The organism is Spirosoma aerolatum (assembly GCF_002056795.1).
Taxonomy (GTDB): Bacteria; Bacteroidota; Bacteroidia; order Cytophagales; family Spirosomataceae; genus Spirosoma; species Spirosoma aerolatum.
In genome coordinates this window covers 7827506-7845844 of sequence record NZ_CP020104.1, presented here as the reverse complement: position 1 = coordinate 7845844, position 18339 = coordinate 7827506, and the positions used below count along the sequence as shown (strand labels likewise).

General features: G+C 47.5%; 15 protein-coding genes. 6 read left to right on the top strand and 9 right to left on the bottom strand.

Annotation, left to right across the window (positions count from 1 at the left end; genetic code table 11):
• The first annotated feature begins 39 nt into the window (after window positions 1–39).
• Window positions 40–1305: a DNA polymerase Y family protein gene (locus tag B5M13_RS32720; RefSeq protein ID WP_080059646.1), complete on the top strand. Its 1266-nt coding sequence runs from the start codon at window positions 40–42 to the stop codon at window positions 1303–1305.
• A 119-nt stretch (window positions 1306–1424) separates the two neighbouring features.
• Here the strand turns inward: B5M13_RS32720 and B5M13_RS32715 are convergent, their stop codons facing one another.
• Entirely contained in the window at window positions 1425–2282 is an 858-nt protein-coding gene (locus B5M13_RS32715; protein ID WP_245859624.1) for a pirin family protein, read from the bottom strand.
• 53 nt (window positions 2283–2335) lie between these two features.
• On the bottom strand, window positions 2336–3154 hold the full coding sequence (locus B5M13_RS32710) for an Fpg/Nei family DNA glycosylase (protein ID WP_080059645.1): 819 nt from the start codon (window positions 3152–3154) through the stop codon (window positions 2336–2338).
• Between the two features lie 361 nt (window positions 3155–3515).
• On the opposite strand from B5M13_RS32710, the gene B5M13_RS32705 reads away from it, so the two are divergent.
• Window positions 3516–4451, top strand: coding sequence for a hypothetical protein (locus B5M13_RS32705; protein WP_080059644.1), 936 nt, complete (start codon window positions 3516–3518; stop codon window positions 4449–4451).
• Window positions 4452–4525: 74 nt separating this feature from the next.
• Here the strand turns inward: B5M13_RS32705 and B5M13_RS32700 are convergent, their stop codons facing one another.
• Both B5M13_RS32700 and B5M13_RS32695 read right to left on the bottom strand, forming a co-directional pair.
• Window positions 4526–7078: a TonB-dependent receptor gene (locus tag B5M13_RS32700; protein ID WP_080059643.1), complete on the bottom strand. Its 2553-nt coding sequence runs from the start codon at window positions 7076–7078 to the stop codon at window positions 4526–4528.
• 142 nt (window positions 7079–7220) lie between these two features.
• Window positions 7221–7940 (bottom strand): hypothetical protein, encoded by a 720-nt coding sequence (locus B5M13_RS32695; protein ID WP_155297373.1) that lies wholly within the window; start codon window positions 7938–7940, stop codon window positions 7221–7223.
• Window positions 7941–8349: 409 nt separating this feature from the next.
• Between B5M13_RS32695 and B5M13_RS32690 the strand changes: the two genes are divergently transcribed.
• The 3 genes from B5M13_RS32690 to B5M13_RS32680 all read left to right on the top strand — a co-directional run bounded on the left by B5M13_RS32690 (window position 8350) and on the right by B5M13_RS32680 (window position 11468).
• On the top strand, window positions 8350–9408 hold the full coding sequence (locus B5M13_RS32690; RefSeq protein WP_080059641.1) for a sensor histidine kinase: 1059 nt from the start codon (window positions 8350–8352) through the stop codon (window positions 9406–9408).
• Between the two features lie 53 nt (window positions 9409–9461).
• Window positions 9462–10685 carry a PQQ-dependent sugar dehydrogenase gene (locus B5M13_RS32685; protein ID WP_245859622.1) on the top strand — a complete coding sequence of 408 codons (1224 nt, stop codon included), beginning with the start codon at window positions 9462–9464 and terminating at the stop codon, window positions 10683–10685.
• 69 nt (window positions 10686–10754) lie between these two features.
• Entirely contained in the window at window positions 10755–11468 is a 714-nt protein-coding gene (locus tag B5M13_RS32680; protein ID WP_080059639.1) for a LytR/AlgR family response regulator transcription factor, read from the top strand.
• A gap of 26 nt (window positions 11469–11494) precedes the next feature.
• Here B5M13_RS32680 and B5M13_RS32675 read toward each other — a convergent pair whose 3' ends face one another.
• From B5M13_RS32675 to B5M13_RS34560, 5 genes are all read right to left on the bottom strand, one after another.
• Window positions 11495–11929, bottom strand: a complete 435-nt coding sequence (locus B5M13_RS32675) for a hypothetical protein (protein ID WP_080059638.1) — start codon at window positions 11927–11929, stop codon at window positions 11495–11497.
• A complete protein-coding gene (locus tag B5M13_RS32670; RefSeq protein ID WP_080059637.1) occupies window positions 11926–12798 on the bottom strand; it encodes a transglutaminase domain-containing protein in 873 nt (290 codons plus the stop codon). Before B5M13_RS32670 ends, B5M13_RS32675 begins: the two co-directional genes overlap by 4 nt.
• Before the next feature lie 110 nt (window positions 12799–12908).
• Window positions 12909–14534: an OmpA family protein gene (locus B5M13_RS32665; RefSeq protein WP_080060180.1), complete on the bottom strand. Its 1626-nt coding sequence runs from the start codon at window positions 14532–14534 to the stop codon at window positions 12909–12911.
• A gap of 133 nt (window positions 14535–14667) precedes the next feature.
• Window positions 14668–16962 (bottom strand): ATP-dependent helicase, encoded by a 2295-nt coding sequence (locus B5M13_RS32660; RefSeq protein ID WP_080059636.1) that lies wholly within the window; start codon window positions 16960–16962, stop codon window positions 14668–14670.
• 126 nt (window positions 16963–17088) lie between these two features.
• Window positions 17089–17370: a hypothetical protein gene (locus tag B5M13_RS34560; RefSeq protein WP_317046966.1), complete on the bottom strand. Its 282-nt coding sequence runs from the start codon at window positions 17368–17370 to the stop codon at window positions 17089–17091.
• Window positions 17371–17694: 324 nt separating this feature from the next.
• Here B5M13_RS34560 and B5M13_RS32650 point away from each other — a divergent pair, with 324 nt between their 5' ends.
• The gene (locus tag B5M13_RS32650; protein WP_080059635.1) at window positions 17695–18255 is read left to right on the top strand and encodes an RNA polymerase sigma factor; all 561 of its coding nucleotides are present in this window, start codon (window positions 17695–17697) and stop codon (window positions 18253–18255) included.
• Window positions 18256–18339: the final 84 nt, after the last annotated feature.

Sequence of the window (18339 nt, the reverse complement as noted above, 5' to 3'; positions counted from 1 at the left end):
TATGCTAGTACTGTAAGACACTTTTCTATCCAAAAATTAATGAAACGGAACCGATTGGGCACACACACGCTGCCAACAGTACTTTTTGTCGATATGAACAGCTTTTTTGCCTCGTGTGAGCAGCAGGTAAATTACTGGTTACGTGGTCGGCCAGTGGGGGTGTGCGTATATACAGGGCGGCACGGTTGCGTGATTGCTCCATCTATTGAAGCCAAATTGCGCGGGGTGAAAACCGGAATGCGACTGGACGAGGCAATCGTACTCTGCCCGGATTTAGTACCCATTGAAACGCATCCCAATCGATACCGTGAATTCCATGTCAAAATCATCGACGTACTTCGGCAATTTTCAGACGATGTGGTGCCCAAGAGTATTGACGAGGCCGTGGTGGATTTAACAAACTACCAACTGGTTTATAAAGATGTACGACAAACGGCTTTAGCAATTAAACAGGCTATACGCGAAAAAGTGGGCGATTGGCTTCGGTGCTCGATCGGTATGGCTCCAAATGTGTTTCTGGCCAAACTGGCATCGGATATTCAAAAGCCCGACGGCATGACCCTTATTACGCCTGAAACCATTGACGATGTACTCCGTTCATTAACCCTAACCGATTTGCCGGGGATTGGCCAGCGTATGGCAGCTCGTTTGCAGGCAGGTGGTGTACTTACGCCGATCGACCTGCGCTACGCCAAACCAGAGCACCTTCGGGCTGTTTGTCAGAGTATTGTGGGATGGCACTGGCATCTACGGTTAAATTTTGGCGGAGAAGTTGACTTTGATACAGTCGAAGAGAATAAAAGTATGTCAGCCATGCGAACTATCTCGGCCGATCAGCGGTACTCTCCCGAGCGACTGGATGAGTTGTTACAATCGCTTTGCCTGACGCTCGAACGACGGATGGTTCGTAAAGAGCTATTCTGTCAGGATTTATCGTTCTCCTGCCGCTATCATTCGGGCAAGACCTACAACTATGAAGTCCATTTTTCAGAGCCAAAGCAGGATGGCCCCGAACTCTATCGAATTATTCGGGAGCGGTTGGATAAATTTCAGGCTGCTCATCGGTGCGAACCTGTTCTGAACGAACAGTTACGAAGTATGTGTGTGGCTGTTTTTCGGTTCATTCCTGCTGAAGTCGTTCCGCTTAGTTTATTTGAAAATGATAGCCGTAAAGCCACACTTCGTAAAACGCTGTATGAACTGAAAACAAAATTTGGTGCTGATAAGCTGATGCGAGCTACCGAACTGCGCGACAATCCCGTATATCGGGATGTAATTGGCTTCGGGAATATCAAAGACTTATAACATATTGTCGGATGCGGTCAAGAACAATCATAAGTTGTCATGTATTGTCAAGAGGAGTCGGGAATGGTTGCTCTGTTGCTTTCAATTCCTGACTCCTCTTGATTACACCCGATTATTGCCTAGTGCAAAACGCCCATACGTCCGGCCTGAAAGTCCTCGAACGCTTCCAGAATTTCTTCTCGCGTGTTCATCACAAACGGTCCATATACTGCCATTGGCTCCTGGATGGGTTCTCCGGCCAGAATAAGCAACTTTGTATTGTCAGTAGCCGAAAGAGAAATGCTGTCGCCATCCTGATTCAGGAGGGCAATCTGTCCCCGATCAATTGGCGTTGAATTGAGCGTTGCCGAACCCCTTAATACGTAAACCATCAGGGCGTACGATTGAGGAATTCTTAAGGTTTCGATCTGCCCCTGATTCAGCGACAGATCAGCTACAACGACTGGGCTAAATGTGTTGGCTGGACCTTGTAAACCCGCCAGTTCGCCCGCAATGACCCGCAACTGACCACCGCCCGCTAATGTAGACGTGGTGATGGTTGAGGCTGCAATATCCTGATATCTGGGTGGATTCATTTTGTATTGCGCCGGTAAGTTGACCCATAGCTGTACAAAATCCAGTCGGCCACCCTGACGGGAAAAGGCACGCTCGTGTTTTTCTTCATGAATAATACCTGCCGCAGCCGTCATCCATTGGACATCACCGGCAAAGAGTTTTCCATGATTTCCGGCCGAATCGCGATGTTCTAAAGCGCCTTCGTAAACAATCGTAACCGTTTCAAATCCCCGGTGTGGGTGTTGATCCACTCCCTTGGGGTATTCAGAAGGCTTTACCTGCATTGGGCCATGATGGTCCAGAAGCAGAAACGGACTAAAAGGGCGCGAGCCTTGTGGATGAAATGCATTCAGACCAATGAAGCCATCCCCAACGCTATTGGGGGTAGCCGTGCGAATATCAGAGATTGTTCGTTGTATCACCACTTTAAATGTCTATACATTTAATACATCAACATGATTTTTGTGGCATAAGTTCAATGGAGGAACTGCTCGCGGGGGCAGAAGAAGGTAGTGCGTCCACCAACTACCGAGCGCTCAATTCGGGTATGACAACGAGGACAGAATTTGTGCGCTTCGACATCATCGTAGGGTGAATTGTCCCACTCGCGAACGTGAATCAGAAAATCAATAGGGAAATCACGATAGGTAGCTTCATACTGAATAGCGGTATTGAGAACAAGGCGGATAGCGTTGTGTAACTGGCTTATCTGAATCTCACTGAGCGTATCGGCGCGTTGCTCAGGATGAATCCGTGCCTGAAACAATACTTCATCGACAATCCAGTTGCCCAGCCCTGCTACCACACGTTGATCGAGCAAAACAGGCTTGATCAACGCTTTTTTACGCCGGACCTGTTCGGTTAATTCGTCTACAGATATGGCAAGTCCATCCGAACCAATTTTCTTTCGGTTCAGGAATTCGTCTATGTTTTCGATCAGACCTATCCGCTCGAATTTCCGAGGGCATAAGAAACCCAGATTGAAGCCATTTGTAAATTCGAATACGATTCGGGCAAAGCGCGGTCGGTCGATAGACGAGTGATAGTATTCCAGATCACCCGTCATGCCAAAGTGCATGTGAACGATAATACCCGGCTGGTCGGTGCGTATAAACAGGTTTTTTCCCACCCGCTCCGTTCCGACGAATTGTCGGCCTGTAAGCCTTTCCTGAAGCGTATGGTAATCTGTAGTGAGCAATTTTTTATCTTCCACCTCAATGTGGCTGATAGGCTGGTAAAGCGATGAAGTTTCGAGGTATTGGCGTCGGATCTCGACCTCTGGAAGTTCTGGCATTCGGATTTGGCTTTAGACGTAAACCTTCTGTGCGTCAGGCTTGTTTTGGGTTACAGGATTTAGCCTACTAAGGGTATATGCTTACTATAGAGCAAATAAGATATTTATCGAACGGTCTATCTGTCTGATAATCATTATATAAATTTGCGGTGTTTTATAGGTACTATTTAAACCTTTTTTTAACTCCGCGAGTTGTTCATTACAATAGGTTGCCGTAAGCTGGCGTTCCGGTAGTGTCGCTCTTAAGTCGAACCTAAGATTTTTCATTCAAACAAAAGCTTGAATGTAACAACCTCTACACAACCGCGAAAGCGGCTTTTTTAAGTTTGTGCATGTTTAATCGTTAAACTGAAAATTTGCAATGGAAAATAATGCGCCCAAGTCAAAAACAAATGGTGCTCTTCTGGCAGCTCTGATCATTATGACGGGTTTAGCCGGTGTATCGAGTTATCTGTATTTTGATCAAAAGAAGGTTTCTGAAAACCAGGAAGTAACCATATCAGAACGCGTTGAAGAACTATCGACCACTCGCGTTAAGCTGGATTCGATCTCAACAGCGTTAGATGCTAAAATCGCTGAAGTACAGAAATTAGGCGGTGATGTGTCAGAGTTGGAGAAGATGAAAGTGCAACTAGAGCAGGATAAAGCGGCTTTAAAACGTGGTAACCGGGTTTCGATTGCTAAGTATGAAGCTAAAATCAAGCAGTATGAAGCCTTCCTGGCGGAGAAAGATACGTTAATTGCTGGTCTGCAACGTGAAAATGTTACGCTGGCCACGAACGTAAAAACGCTGGATGAAGAGAACACGGGGTTGAAAACAAATCGTCAGCAATTACGGGATTCTGTGAACACATTCGTTGCGCAGAATAACGAATTGTCCACCAAAGTAACTCGAGCTGCTGCTTTGAAAGCGCAGAATGTAAAAGTATTCGCGGTTAATTCGAAAGGCAAAGTGAAAGAAGACGATGCCTACAAAGCCAAGAAGCTGGACAAAATCAAAGTAGTGTACACGCTGCTGGACAATCCGCTGACGAAAGAAGAAGCGAAAGATGTTTATGTTCGGGTGCTTGATCCTGACGGCGCCGTCGTCTCCGATATGGCTAATGGCTCTGGTACATTTACCGTTGACGGTAATGAAACCATCTATACTACGAAACAAACGGTGAATTACACCAACAACAATCAGAATGTTGAGTTGCTGTATAGCCGTGGTATTCCTTATAAGCCTGGTAAATACACTGTAGAACTGTACTCGGAAGGTTTCCGTATTGGTTCGGGTGAATTTGCTATCCGCTAATTGGTTAAGCAGATAACCGAAAAAATCGCGTTGCCCGACGGTAGCGCGATTTTTTTGTGAAGTAACTTGATACATCACTTTCTGGGCAACTCCCATATCAGGTTTGTGTAATAGAATCCTCCTACGGCTGGCCCTCCAATAAAGGTGTAGTAAGGTTGATTGAATAGGTTGGTACCACCTATTTTGACTAAAACGCATGCTTTGCGGAGTTGATAACTGAGTTGTGCATCTACGGTGTTGATGGCTGGCACCGTCCCTGTAGCTAGTTCTGATTGCCACAGGAAGCTGCGTTGATATTTATAATTGATAGAAAAGCCAATACCATTCCAAAGGTTTCCGTTCGTAACGGTTAGGTTGGTAATCCACTGGGGTGTGTTAAAGGCGCTTTCCAGCCCGTCCCCATTTTCGGCCCGGTCGAGTTTTGCAAAGGATGCATTACCGCCCAGTGCCCAGTTGGTTGTCAGGCTATAACGCAGGGCAGCGCTCGCGCCATAGTTGTACACGCGGGTTTGTGAATTGGTCCAGAGCCGATACCGATCCTGCATCGTTGAAGTCGAAAAATAATAGGCCAGCGAGTCGGAGTTGCTTCCTTTAGGAAGATTGGCATTAACCTGTGCGATAAAATTTCGATAGGCGCTGTAATAAAAATCAACATCCACATACAGGCGTTGTGCGAACCAGAGCCCTTTATAGCCGATCTCAAAACTATTGATTTGCTCGGGTTTAAGGTATGTATAGGGGCTTGCCTTCAGGAGCCCTTTGTTTTTCTGAATAGCCTGACTGGTGGATAGGCCGTTGGTATTCACATCGGTTGTAATGGCTGCCTGAAAAGTATTGATGGACGTGACTAGATAGGTATTTTCGTAAATACCTTTCGACATGATCGGAAGTCCGCCGACGCGCTTGACACCGCCCGAATTGACATTTGAAAAAGCCTCAAAAAGCGATGGGAACCGATACCCATTCTGATAAGATAATCGGAGGTTATGGGACTCGGTAGGGGAGTAAACCAGTGCCAGTCGAGGGTTCAGCCGAGGGTCAAAATAGGTATTTTTATCGAGCCGTAGTGAGCCAGTCACTTTTAGTCGGTCGTCCAGAAAGTTGCGGCTGGCCTGTACAAAACCACCTTCCTTTCCATAAACCAGATTATGCCCAGGGTTGGTTGGATTGATGAAATAGTTGCCATCGGGGAAGACGACATAACGCCGGAAATCGAAGCCCATCAGCAGATCAATACCTGTCTGTTGTCGAAAATTCTTCCAGAGCACTTTGGTTGGCTCCCACTGCCCTTCAGTATGGTATAGCCAGGATTTAACTTGTAAAGCAGCCCCAATATCCCAGTTGTTGATTGCTCGAAGGGTACTAATCAATGTATTAAATGCTGCTGTGCCCGGAACGGGTCGGCCCCGATCGGCAAATGATCGGGCGTCGCGGAGCGCATCAGGAACTGTCATATCGGCTTTGGTGTCGGTGTTGAACTGACTGGTAAAATCAGCAAACCATTGATTATCCGATTTGAATGATTTATCGATGTTCTCCGCCATCGACCGGATGTTATAAGAATCACCTGTATCTTCCCGAGAGCGATATGCGCGGATTTGTACGGAAGGCGATGTAAACGTCAGACTGTGTTGATCCAGCGCATAATTTTCCAGTCGAAAGCGGTTAGTGCGCTGATACACATTGTTAAGCGTAGCTCCCTGATATGTGTACGCAATTTCGGTGGTAGGGTTGAAGCGATAGTGGAGCGAAAGGTCGCCCCGCAGATTCAGCAGCCGATAGTCGGTAACCTGAGATTCATAATACCCCGTGCGGGCTATGCTGTACCGTTTGCCGCCTAGTGTTAAGGTTCGTCGGTTAGCCGATTCGTTCCCATAGCTATTCACCGGGTCTAGTGCCGGGTTGTCCGCGCCCAGCAGCCCTAAGGAGCTGTTTCCCGTTGGATTCAGATCCATCGAATTAGCGGCAATCCAGTCATACCCGCGCTGATAGACCAAATTGACTTTGAAGGCAAACCGATTGCCTATGCGCTGGGCGTAGCGTAGGCTGGTATGGGAATATAGCTGCGCTGAAACGGACACATCGGCTACATGGTTGAGGCCGGTTTTTTGCCCAATACTCAGACCGGGTGAATCGAATGGGTTCCGCGTGATAATATTGACCAGCCCATTGAGGGCATTCATACCGTACAGCGCCGACGCAACACCGGGCACCACTTCCACACGTTGAATGTCCAAATCAGAGGGAGCTAAAGCACTGGCAATGGGAGCGCCGATATGGGGAGCCTGATTGTCGCGACCGTCGACGAGCTGCACAAACCGAACGTTGGTTGTATTGGCAAAGCCCCGTGTGTTGTACACCTTAAAACCCAGGCTGGAGGTCAATACCTGAACACCTTTCAGATTCTCAATGGCATCGAAGTAAGAGGGTTGAGCCGATAGTCGAATGCGTCGGGCATCCAGCACTTCAATACTTACCGGAGATCGTAGAATCGATTCGGGTACCCGTGAAGCCGAAACAACAACTTCAGCCAATTCGCGTGAACGTAAGGTATCTGGACTAGGTATTGTATCACCCGCGACATGCGTAGAAGCAAAACCTAGCCAGAGAAGTGTAGAGTTGAGCATATAGGTTGTACAATCGAGCTACCAGTCGTTATGTTTTTACAAATATAACGACTGGTGTGATACGTTGACTGATCAACCTGGTTTGTTTATCCCGTGCATGTTATCTATCGGAAAAAGTAGCATAGAGTTACGGAAAACGTGATCACAAACTGATCGGCATTGGGGTGAATTGTTGTTCGCTGGTAGCCGGCTTAGGAAATAAGTTAGGCTGCTGGGGGGCAACGAGTTGGGGTTGCAAGATAAAGTTGGACCGAACATTCTGCCTCTTTACTGCATAGAGAAACCGTTTCTGAGCGATATGTACGATGACCCGGCAGATAGTGTCGGGAATAGGCGCTAAATCGAGTCGTCGGCTGTACGAATATAGGTTACTGAATTCTTCGTAGAGCGGCCGGTTATACTGATCGACGATCTCAATTTTATAGCGTAACCGTTCGGGATTACTGATCAGCAGGTGTAATTTACCCGCTTGACTTATATACGCGTGAACATAATATGAAGCAGGAATGGGTGCATTAGTCGTATCAATATCAGGTCGGGGGGCCGAGCTAGGTGGACGCAGGTTGGCTTGTTCAGAAGGTAAGAGTTCTGTTTTGATGCGGGTAGTTAAGAGCTGATTGGCTACTAACTGAGCCAGCAATTGATCGAACTGTTTCCGGTTTTTGCGGCTGAGCCGTACCCATTGTCCCGGCAGGTTTTCTTCATAAAGTAGCCGACGATCAGCGCCAAAAAATTGAATCTGAGTGCTTCGTGAAGCAGCCTGGGTTTTCAGCCGCCAATAGCCCCGGCTGGAGTCTGGTTCATTTATGGGGTATAATGCATATGGGTCAGGTTGAGCTTTTATCGAGTATGAGCTTGTCAAAAGAAAAACTACGCCGATCAGCAGTAAATCAAAACGAAGATTCGTGCGGATGGGACATTTGACTAGAAAAGATAGATAGCGTTGAGTTGCAAACCGAGCTGAGATGTTGCTTTGTCTGTACAGGGCGATGGAATGATTGTGCATACTCGTTGATGGATTTAAATTCGACGTTGTATTCCCGTCGACAAATCAATCGGTTAGCCTGATACAAAACGTGCATTTTAGCCTAACGACAGGTCTGCTTGTCCACATGACTCCGTAAGCGCCAGAAGTGCAGTTGGTCGAGTAAATCGTGTCATTGGTCGAGTAAGGCTTCCGTTGAGGAGCTTGTCAACGCTATTGGGCAAATTAATTCTAAACGAATCCTCCGACGCTGTAATTTCGAAGCCTGAATGCAAGCATTGTGAAGATGGTTCAATTGCGGACGCTTAACCAGGACGGACGACCTCAGCAAGAAGCCTTGACGCAGGGGCTTTTCTGGATGGGCTATTTTCTGTTCGAATGGCTCAACACAGGAGCGTACATGGACAATTTCCAGCAAAGCTTTCGCCAGATAGCGCTGAATATTCCATTGCTGCTGATTGCCGGATACTGGCATCTGCTTATTACCGTACGGCGGTTTTTGCTGGCCGGTCGTATGACCAGTTTCTGGTTAAGCCTGATTGGCGGAATCATCGTGTTCGGGCTTTTGCGCCGGATGACGAACTATACATTTCTGTATCCGGTCTACTACCCGGATGGTCTGCAAAAGCCACTTTTTTACTGGCCAAAAGTGCTGGCTGAATCCATGCAGCTTCATTTAGTGGTTGGCCTTTTTGTGGCTGTCGAGTTGGTTAGGCACGCGTTGCGCCAGCAGCAGCTGAGCGAAACGTATCGACGGGAAAAGCTATCGGCCGAATACCGATTGCTACAATCGCAGGTACAGCCCCACTTTTTGTTCAATACACTCAATAACCTGATTTCGGTTTCGATACACCAGCCTGCACAGATGCCGCATCTACTGCAACGGCTGGCCGGACTGCTCAGTTACCAACTGCATGAAAGTCACCGCTCTGAAGTGCCAATCACCAAAGAAGTCGGTTATCTGTCAGATTATATTGCATTGGAGAAGATCCGGTATGGCGATCGACTGGACGTACAGACAAACTTTGATGAACTGAATAGTCTGAATCAGGTGATGATTCCACCTATGCTTTTATTGCCGTTTGTCGAAAACGCGTTCAAACATGGGGCGGCTCAAACGGAGACGGCTTGCTGGATTCAACTACATTTGTCGCAGCGTAGCAACCGACTGGTTTTTTCTGTCGAAAACTCGGTGCCTGATGATGTTGTCTATCCCGAAACGTCGGGGCTAGGATTAACGAATCTTAAACGACGGTTGGACATCTTATTTCCAGGGCAATATGAGCTGGTGACGTTGCCCGAAGACAGTCAGTTTTTGGCCGTCCTGAAATTCAGCTTAACTTAACGCGCTAATCAACTAAATATTAATTACCCTAAAGTATTTAACGTTAATTAATCATGATAAAACGAATGATAGTGCCAGTCGGCAGTGTAGGCTTACTTCTGATTGGTCTTACGATGGACGCCTGTGGTCAGCAAACGGCTGGCAGTGGTACCGCATCCGTCGAAACAAAAGCGCCTAATTCAACGTATAAATCGGCTTTTGCAGGTCAAACACGAATCGCAGGCACAAAGACGACAACGCCCTACGAAGGCAAAGTACTAACCGAAGCCCTTACAAGTCCCTGGGGTATAACCAGTCTGCCTGATGGTCGATTGCTTATCACACAGCGGGAAGGTTCCATGCGCATCGTTACAACGGCCGGAAAAGTGAGTGACCCTATTACGGGTTTACCAGCCGTAAACTCATCTGGTCAAGGCGGTCTTCTGGGCGTTCGGGTCGACCCCGATTTTGCCACGAATCGCATGGTGTACTGGGTATTTTCAGAGCCCCTGTCTGATGGAAATCTGACAGCCGTTGCAAAGGGTAAACTGTCGGCAGATGAGAAGAAAATAGAAAACGCTACGGTCATCTACCGGGCTACCCCAGCCTATAAAGGGAATTTGCACTATGGTGGCCGGATCCTGATCGATAAGCAGGGCAATCTGGTGATTAGTACCGGCGAACGGTCGGACCTCGTAACGCGTCCACAGGCCCAATCCCTTAATTCCGGTTTAGGCAAAGTGATTCGCATTACTAAAGATGGTAAACCCGCTTCGGGCAATCCATTCGTGGGTCGGGCCGACGCGCGTCCTGAATTATACTCCTACGGGCATCGGAATGTACAGAGCCTGGCATTTCATCCGGTTACGGGCGATCTGTGGGAAGGTGAGTTTGGGCCACGGGGTGGCGATGAAATCAACCGGATTCAGCCGGGTAAAAACTATGGCTGGCCCACTATTACGTATGGGATCGAATACAGTGGCCAGAAAGTAGGAGAAGGTATTCAACAGAAAGAGGGGCTCGAACAGCCCGTTTACTACTGGGACCCCAGCGTTTCGCCCAGCGGTATGACGTTCTACAGCGGCAACAATGTACCGGAGTGGAACAACAACCTGTTTATTGGTACGCTGAGTGGCATGCACGTGTTACGACTGGTTATCGAGAACAACAAAGTAGTTGGTGAAGAACGACTATTGTCGGACCAGCTTCAGCGTTTCCGGGATATTACTCAGGGGAAAGATGGGGCTCTGTATGCCGTTACCGATCAGGGGCGGTTATACCGAATCGATAAAAAATAAGGCGTTGTTATACGGTTATCAACGGATGGTCCATTCGGGTCAGTTCGTTTCAAACTACTGTCCGATCTGATGGCTGTTCGTTGTTTTGTACTGGATGATGAGCCGCTGGCAACCGACCTGTTAAAAGAATACATAGGTCGGTTGCCAGATTTTCAACTGATGGGCGTATCGAATAGCCCAACGCGTGCTCTTCCATTTCTTCAGCAAACGACCGTCGATGTCTTATTTCTCGACATCCAAATGCCCCGCCTGACCGGTTTCGATCTGTTACGACCGTTAGGCTATCGGCCTAAAGTGATTTTCACTACAGCTTTTCGGGAATACGCATTGGATAGTTACGAGTTCGATGTGGTAGACTTTCTGGTAAAGCCTATTGCCTTTGAACGATTTCTGCAATCGGTTGGTAAGATCTATCGGTTTATGCCCACTAAACCCGCGCAGACTGAAGCGCCTGAATTTGTTCGCCCTGCTAAGAACTACCAGTATTTTAAGGTCGATAAGGAAATGGTAAAGATCGATCTGGACGATATTCTATGGATTGAGAGTCTGAAAGACTACGTCAGGATTCATACCGTATCTGGTCCATTAGTCTCCTATTTACGTATCAGTTACCTGGAAGAAAAACTCCCTCCCGATCGCTTCGCCAGAATCCACAAATCGTTTATTGTATCGCTGGACCACATTCAGGCTATCAGTGCCAGTTATATCCGGGTCAATAATGAAGAATTGCCCATTGGCCGGATCTACAAAGCCAAACTCGACGAAGTGCTCCAACGTCGATGAAAGCGTGAGCCGTTGCTAAAGCCCGCTTATTGCTTAACACCGACAAACTCACTGATTGAGCCATCCTGAGCAGACAGCCGCAGAAGTTGCCCTTGTTTTTCCATACCACTATTGGTGAATACGCGATCGGTTTGTAGGGTACCTATGCTGGTATTGGCTACTTTTAGCTCGACTCCATCTGATTTGCGCTGTAGCCGCACATGCGAAATGGCCTTTGTCTGGGAAGAAGGATACGGTTTGGTGAGCAGCAGGGTTACATTGCTATCTGACTCCTGTTTTAACTCAACGTATGGCATTTGATTGGGCGAAAGGGCCACATACGATGGGTCGAGGTAAAAATTAGTGTGATAGGTTCCAACTGCTTCGCTGGCAAGGGAAGTGGTACTCGGCTGAATATCAGACTCGTGCTGACAAGCCGTCAGTATACCGATCAGAGCACAGAAAAGCAATTGTTGTTTCATGGTGTATTGGTCGTTGGTTGGTTAGACCCAACAGATGCCGAAAAGGTTGGAGCATCGTCAACTTTTTTTTCTGTTTCGTGGATTTCTGGCTGAGCCATATCAACCCATACCTTCATATCGTTGAGTTTCATTGGACCAAACTGCGTCGTGAAGGCTACATCGGCTGCATCGCGCCCATAGGCTACCGTTATTCGATTACCACGTGGTTCGTTCTGAGTAGCATCAAACGTAAACCAACGCCCGTCGACGTAGGCTTCAAACCAGGCGTGTAAGTCCATAGGATCAAGCTGGTATAAATAGCCAACGACCATACGGGCCGGAATATTTAGCGATCGGCAAAGAGAAATACCCAAATGGGTGAAATCCCGACAAACACCGATTCGGTTATTGGCGGTATCTACAGCCGATGTGCTGGCATCGCTGGTGCCATACTCGTATTTGATATGTTCATGAATCCACTTTCGGATAGCTTCGGCCTGGTCGTAGCCTGGTTCGGCATTGGCGGTAATTTCAGCGGCCAGATTGCCCAATTGGTCTGACTGGCAATAACGACTGGGTAGGGTATAATGGAGCACGTCGTCGGGTAAATCTTCGACAGGCGTGTACGGTGCGCCTGGTGCTACATCGATCAGATCGGCGGTTTGAACGGTAGCTGAAAAATGAATAGAGAATGGCCCTGCCGGCGCGACAACCCGCTGACAAAGGTTGCCATACATATCGGTAAACTCCGTGACATTGACCGTTGGGGTAATCTGATACTCTTCCCGGATAATCCATTGCCCTGCTCCCGAGCGTGGGCGCAGCATTAATATTAAAGGGGTTGGCGTTTCGGCGTCAAAATAAAGTTCACAGCCTGCATTCAGTTGCATAATGATTAGAAAACCTAGTTGCGTGTAGTTATACAATGTTAACTCAAACAGGCTTTTATGGTTGCATTTTTCAGATTTTTATCTGCTCATAGCCAACGTATATCACCGCTTTATTTCTTGATAATGACAAACTCCACCCTTCGGTTTTGCTGACGACCTGCTTCGGTATCGTTTGTGGCAACCGGTTTGCTTTCGCCAAAGCCTTTACTACCTACCCGATCGGGTTCAATACCTTTGCTGATGAAATACTCCCGAACGGCATCAGCCCGGTCTTGAGAGAGTTTGTTATTGATTTCATTCGAGCCCGTGTTATCGGTATGGCCGCGAACCTCAATCGTCATTTTAGGATTCTCATTCAGCGTAGTCACTAATCGATCAAGCTCAGGGCCCGATTCAGGACGAAGTTCCGATTTGCCTGTATCGAAGAAGATGTTGTTCAGGCGAATAACTGAGCCTTCTTTGATAGGGGCCATTTTAACAGGATCGCTTTTAATTTCCTGAAAGCCTTTAGCTTGCGTCAGATCAATATTTATACTTTCGGAAATGAAATCTTTTGCAATGGCCCGAACAGAAAATTTCTGGCCGTAAGGAAGCACAATTTTATATTCGCCCGTTAGCGGATCAGAAGTAGCCTCACCAACTTCGGCACCATCAGGTAGTGTCTGGTAAACGATGCGGGCTTCAATGGGCTTGCCGGTAATCTGGTCAACTACTTTGCCGCTGATCAACGCAACTGGATCGGGCCGGGTGGCGTCCGTTTGGCCCGCTACTTCTGATCCACTACCCAAACGGCTGGGTTGATTCGTCGGTCGGTCATCAGTAAGCTTAACCCGGACAATATCCCCTTTGCCAACCGTATTTTTAAAGGTGGTCAGATACGCATAATCACCTGAAGCTGAAAGCGTATAATACGCGTCATAGCCATCGGTATTCACCTTTGGTCCCAGGTTGACCGGCTTGGTCCAGTGTTTCCAGGTTTTATCGACGCGCTTGGTCACATAAATATCGTTGCTACCCAGGCCGCCATCCCGGTTGCTGGAAAAATACAGCGTAGCACCGTCAGGAGCCAGAAAGGGCGTGGTTTCGGTAAATTTAGTATTCACCTCAGAGCCCAAATCCATTGGTTTAGTCCAAGAGCCATCTTTTTGGCGGAAGGAAACATAAATATCATCTTCCTTGCTGTTTTTTTTCTCGCTGAAAGCCATGATCAGCGTTTTGCCATCGGCCGACATAAACCCGCAGTCGAATTGCCCTTTGCTCATTCCGACATAGCCCGGAATATCAATCTTTTGCGGGGGCGACCAACCAGTAGCTGTTTTCTTACTGATCGAAAAGCCGCGTGTTTCGTAGTTACCGTTGTTGTATTGCCCCTTTATGAGCATAGTATTGCCATCGGGCGTGATGCTATAAGCGCAGTTATACTCGTCTTTGTTTAAGGGAAATCCCATGCGTCGGGCTGGTCCCCATTTGCCACTGACTGCATCCAGATCGGAAAACCAGATATCCTGGCTGCCTTTAGTGCCATGGGTGTTGTTGGGGTGGCTTATACGGGCGAAATATAATGTTTTCCCATCCGGCGAAATAACTGGATTGATCTCATTATATTCAGAATTGACCTGATTGCCGAGGTTTTCAACAGCGGGATTAGTCAATACTGTCGAGTCTTTCTTCGCCTGTCCATACGAGTGACCGGTAAGGGAGAGAAAAGCTGCGACAATAATACCGTGGGCATTCATGAGAATTGTAGGCAATGGGAGTAGAATACTTTGAAAAGAACGATAAGAGAGGACGGTTTTGTATGAAATATGCTCGTGAACGATCATTCTAAGGTTTGATTGCTCACGAGCAAGGCAGATACTACATATTATCCTACGTGACTACTCGTAGCTTGGCGAAACTCAGCAATAACGTCTTTTCGCCGACAACATCGAACAGAATTGTAGCCTTACGTTCGGTGCCATTTACATCGACCTGTTTTACGGTTCCAAATCCAAACTTAGCGTGTTCAACGCGTTGGCCCGAAGCCAGATCAGCGGTGTTGCTTGGTGCAAAATCAGGCGAGGGTGTATGCGTAGCGGCTGTTTGTGGCGTCTGTGTACGGGCGGTTTTCTGCGCCAGCGACCGTACAAACGCCATCGAACCCGTCGAGGTGCTTTCGCTACGATCGCGTTCGGGCCGATCGAAATCCATCCGACTGGGAGCTGAGCGTAGTTTCGACATTTTCAGATACCGCTGGTCGATTTCCATCAGGAATCGGCTGGGTTCACACATTTTCAGTCGTCCGTAATGATAACGCGTTTCGGCATACGACATCGTCAGCCGCTTTTCGGCACGAGTAATCGCTACGTAAAAGAGCCGCCGTTCTTCTTCCAGATCGTTTCGGCTTTCAAGCATCATCTGGCTGGGAAACAGGTCTTCTTCCATACCGACGATGTGTACGTTTTTAAACTCCAGTCCTTTGGCTGCGTGAATGGTCATCAGCGTTACTTTGTCATTATCACCGTCATCCTCTTTTTCGTCAGCAGAGGTTAGCAACGAGACTGATTGCAAAAACGCGGCCAGACTTTTCTCTTCGTTATCCGGGTTATCGACAAACTCCTTGATGGCGTTCAGCAATTCCTGTACGTTTTCATAGCGGGCCAGCCCTTCCACGGTTTTGTCTTCATACAATTCTTTCAACAGCCCCGATGCCTTGGCAATGTGCGATGCCACTTCGTAGGCGTCTTTCTGGTCGAGGAGTAGCTTGAAACTCTTGATCAGATCGGCAAAGCCCTCAATAGCAATAGCAGAACGGCCAGCAACGTGTTTGGTGATTTCGGAGACTATTTCCCAGATCGAGTCTTGCTTTTCGGCGGCTATCACACTGATTTTCGCCACGGTAGTATCGCCAATACCGCGTTTCGGCAGATTAATGATCCGTTTAAACGCTTCTTCATCCTGCTGGTTGACGGTAAAGCGCAGATAAGCGATCAGGTCTTTAATTTCCTTACGCTGATAGAACGACAGGCCACCGATAATGCGGTACTTGATGCTCATCTTGCGCAAGGCTTCTTCAAAGGCCCGTGACTGTGCGTTGGTGCGGTACAAAATGGCGAAGTCGTTGTTGGTCAGCGATTCGTTCATTTTGGTTTCGAAAATGGCCGATGCCACCAGACGGCCTTCCTCGTTATCCGAAGAGGCTTTGATTACATCGATCAGTGGCCCTTCTTCATTGTCAGTGAAAACGTGTTTTTCCAGTTGCTGCTTATTGCGGGCAATGATCGAATTGGCCGCTTCAACAATCGTTTTGGTTGAGCGGTAGTTCTGCTCCAGCTTCACGATCTTGACATTCTCTTTGCCATAATCGCGCTGGAAATTCAGGATGTTTTCGATGTTGGCTCCCCGGAAGGCATAGATACTCTGAGCATCGTCGCCCACTACACAGATGTTCTGATGAACAGCCGCCAGTTTGCGGGTAATCAGGTACTGCGAAATGTTCGTATCCTGAAACTCATCGACCATCACCTGCTGGAACTTATGCTGGTACTTATTCAGAATATCCAGGTGATCGCGGAAGAGTACGTTGGTGTTGAACAGCAGATCGTCGAAATCCATGGCATTGGCAGCAAAACAGCGAACACTGTACTGCTTGTAAATTCGGCCGATATGTGGCATCCGAGCCGACTCGTCATCTGCCTGAATCACAGCGTTATTAAGATAATCGTCTGGCCCTATCAGTCGGTTTTTAGCGCCTGAAATCCGGGAAAACACACTATTGACACGGTACACTTTATCGTCGAGCCCCATTTCTTTAATGATGCTGCGCAACAAGGATTTTGAGTCGTCGGTATCGTAAATGGAGAAGTTGCTGGTATAGCCAATGGCGCGGGCTTCGATCCGAAGAATCTTGGCAAAAACGGAGTGGAAGGTCCCCATCCAGATGTTGCGGGCTTCCGTCCCAACCACTTTTTCGATCCGGTGACGCATCTCACCAGCCGCTTTGTTGGTAAACGTAAGGGCCAGAATCCGAAAGGGGTCAATGCCGTTTTCAATCAGGTAAGCAATCCGATAGGTTAGTACGCGGGTTTTTCCCGAACCAGCACCGGCAATAATCATAAGCGGTCCATCGCCGTGCATAACGGCCTGCCGCTGTGGGTCATTCAATCCAGAAATATAATCAACCATTCAGCTCGTCTCTATCCTTCTATAACAATCAAAACTACGAAATAATTTGGTAGGGGACAGCCCGAGACAGGACTGGACGGAATAAACTTTTGGTTCACAGAAACCTGTTCGTTTTCTTGAATAAAATCAGAGGAAAGGCCCCATATCGATGCCCATTACTTCCGATACGGATGAATTTGTAGCAACTCCACCATCGCCTTTTCGGTACCGTAACCACTCGTGCGTTTTGTAATTGTAGACAAAGCCTTCCAGGATGCCGTAGTCGTTATCTTCGATAAGATAAATGATTTTTCGTAGGTCATTACGTTGCCCATTGTTCTGGCATATTTCTATGATAATCTTCGTTTCTTCAGCGGTTTTATCGTACAAAATTACGTCGGGTACGGCATGACCAGGCCCTTCATCCAATGGCGTTTCAGGGAGAGGTTCCAGAATAATTCTCTTTTGTTGGTAATATAATAGCCCTAATTCAAACGTTAGTTTACTGATGACGCGCTGATGCTTAAAAGGAGAATCTGGGCCATCTTCATGGGCTATAAACTATAAACGGCTGACCTTCCTGAGTTTTGTACATAGTGATAAATGCTTTCATAGGGCCAAGCTACATAAAAACAGCCTTTAAACGATGTGAGTGCAGAAACGATGACTTTTTCTGAATTATTGTGCAACATTCTCAATTTACCTGCATCTTTCTATCGATAATAACTTAAACGTTGGGAAATACTGAAGCTGTTGGAACCTAAACCGTACCCCGACCGCCATGCTGATCTGGTCAAACGCTGCCAACAGGGCGAGCGACGGGCGCAGTATGAACTTTATCAGCATTACGTAAAGGCAATGTATAACGTTTGCCTGCGGATTCTGAATCATGAAGCCGAAGCTGAAGATGTATTGCAGGAAGCCTTTATGGATGCATTTAGTCATATAAGCTCGTTTCGGGGCCAGAGTACATTCGGGGCCTGGTTGAAGCAGATTGTAGTGAATAGGGCTATCAACCATCTTCGAAGCCGTCGGCTGGAGTTGGTCGATATGGAGTCGAATCGATTTGGCGAAGATGATGGGCCTGACTTTGCCGACCCCGAACCGTATGACGAAGATGGGGTTCAATTAGAAGTAGATCGGGTCCGAAGGGCCATGCAACTGCTTCCAGAGGGCTACCGGGTGGTGCTATCGCTTTATTTATTTGAAGGGTACGACCACGAAGAAATAGGCAACGTGTTAAATATCAGTGAAACAACATCCAGAACGCAGTACTTACGAGGAAAAAAACGTTTACTTGAATTGTTAAACTAGTTGTGAATGAGTTAGTAAGAGTTGACTAGGGCAAACCCTGTGGAGGGTATTCGCTCTTTCACGCTTTCGCTCTTTCGCTTATTG

What these genes read in the sequence shown, in the direction of transcription:
- B5M13_RS32720 (WP_080059646.1), top strand. Translation starts at nt 40, where the DNA reads ATGAAACGGAACCGATTGGGCACACACACGCTGCCAACAGTACTTTTT.
- B5M13_RS32700 (WP_080059643.1), bottom strand. Translation starts at nt 7,078, where the DNA reads ATGCTCAACTCTACACTTCTCTGGCTAGGTTTTGCTTCTACGCATGTC.
- B5M13_RS32710 (WP_080059645.1), bottom strand. Translation starts at nt 3,154, where the DNA reads ATGCCAGAACTTCCAGAGGTCGAGATCCGACGCCAATACCTCGAAACT.
- B5M13_RS32665 (WP_080060180.1), bottom strand. Translation starts at nt 14,534, where the DNA reads ATGAATGCCCACGGTATTATTGTCGCAGCTTTTCTCTCCCTTACCGGT.
- B5M13_RS32670 (WP_080059637.1), bottom strand. Translation starts at nt 12,798, where the DNA reads ATGCAACTGAATGCAGGCTGTGAACTTTATTTTGACGCCGAAACGCCA.
- B5M13_RS32660 (WP_080059636.1), bottom strand. Translation starts at nt 16,962, where the DNA reads ATGGTTGATTATATTTCTGGATTGAATGACCCACAGCGGCAGGCCGTT.
- B5M13_RS32675 (WP_080059638.1), bottom strand. Translation starts at nt 11,929, where the DNA reads ATGAAACAACAATTGCTTTTCTGTGCTCTGATCGGTATACTGACGGCT.
- B5M13_RS32685 (WP_245859622.1), top strand. Translation starts at nt 9,462, where the DNA reads ATGATAAAACGAATGATAGTGCCAGTCGGCAGTGTAGGCTTACTTCTG.
- B5M13_RS32680 (WP_080059639.1), top strand. Translation starts at nt 10,755, where the DNA reads ATGGCTGTTCGTTGTTTTGTACTGGATGATGAGCCGCTGGCAACCGAC.
- B5M13_RS32690 (WP_080059641.1), top strand. Translation starts at nt 8,350, where the DNA reads ATGGTTCAATTGCGGACGCTTAACCAGGACGGACGACCTCAGCAAGAA.
- B5M13_RS32705 (WP_080059644.1), top strand. Translation starts at nt 3,516, where the DNA reads ATGGAAAATAATGCGCCCAAGTCAAAAACAAATGGTGCTCTTCTGGCA.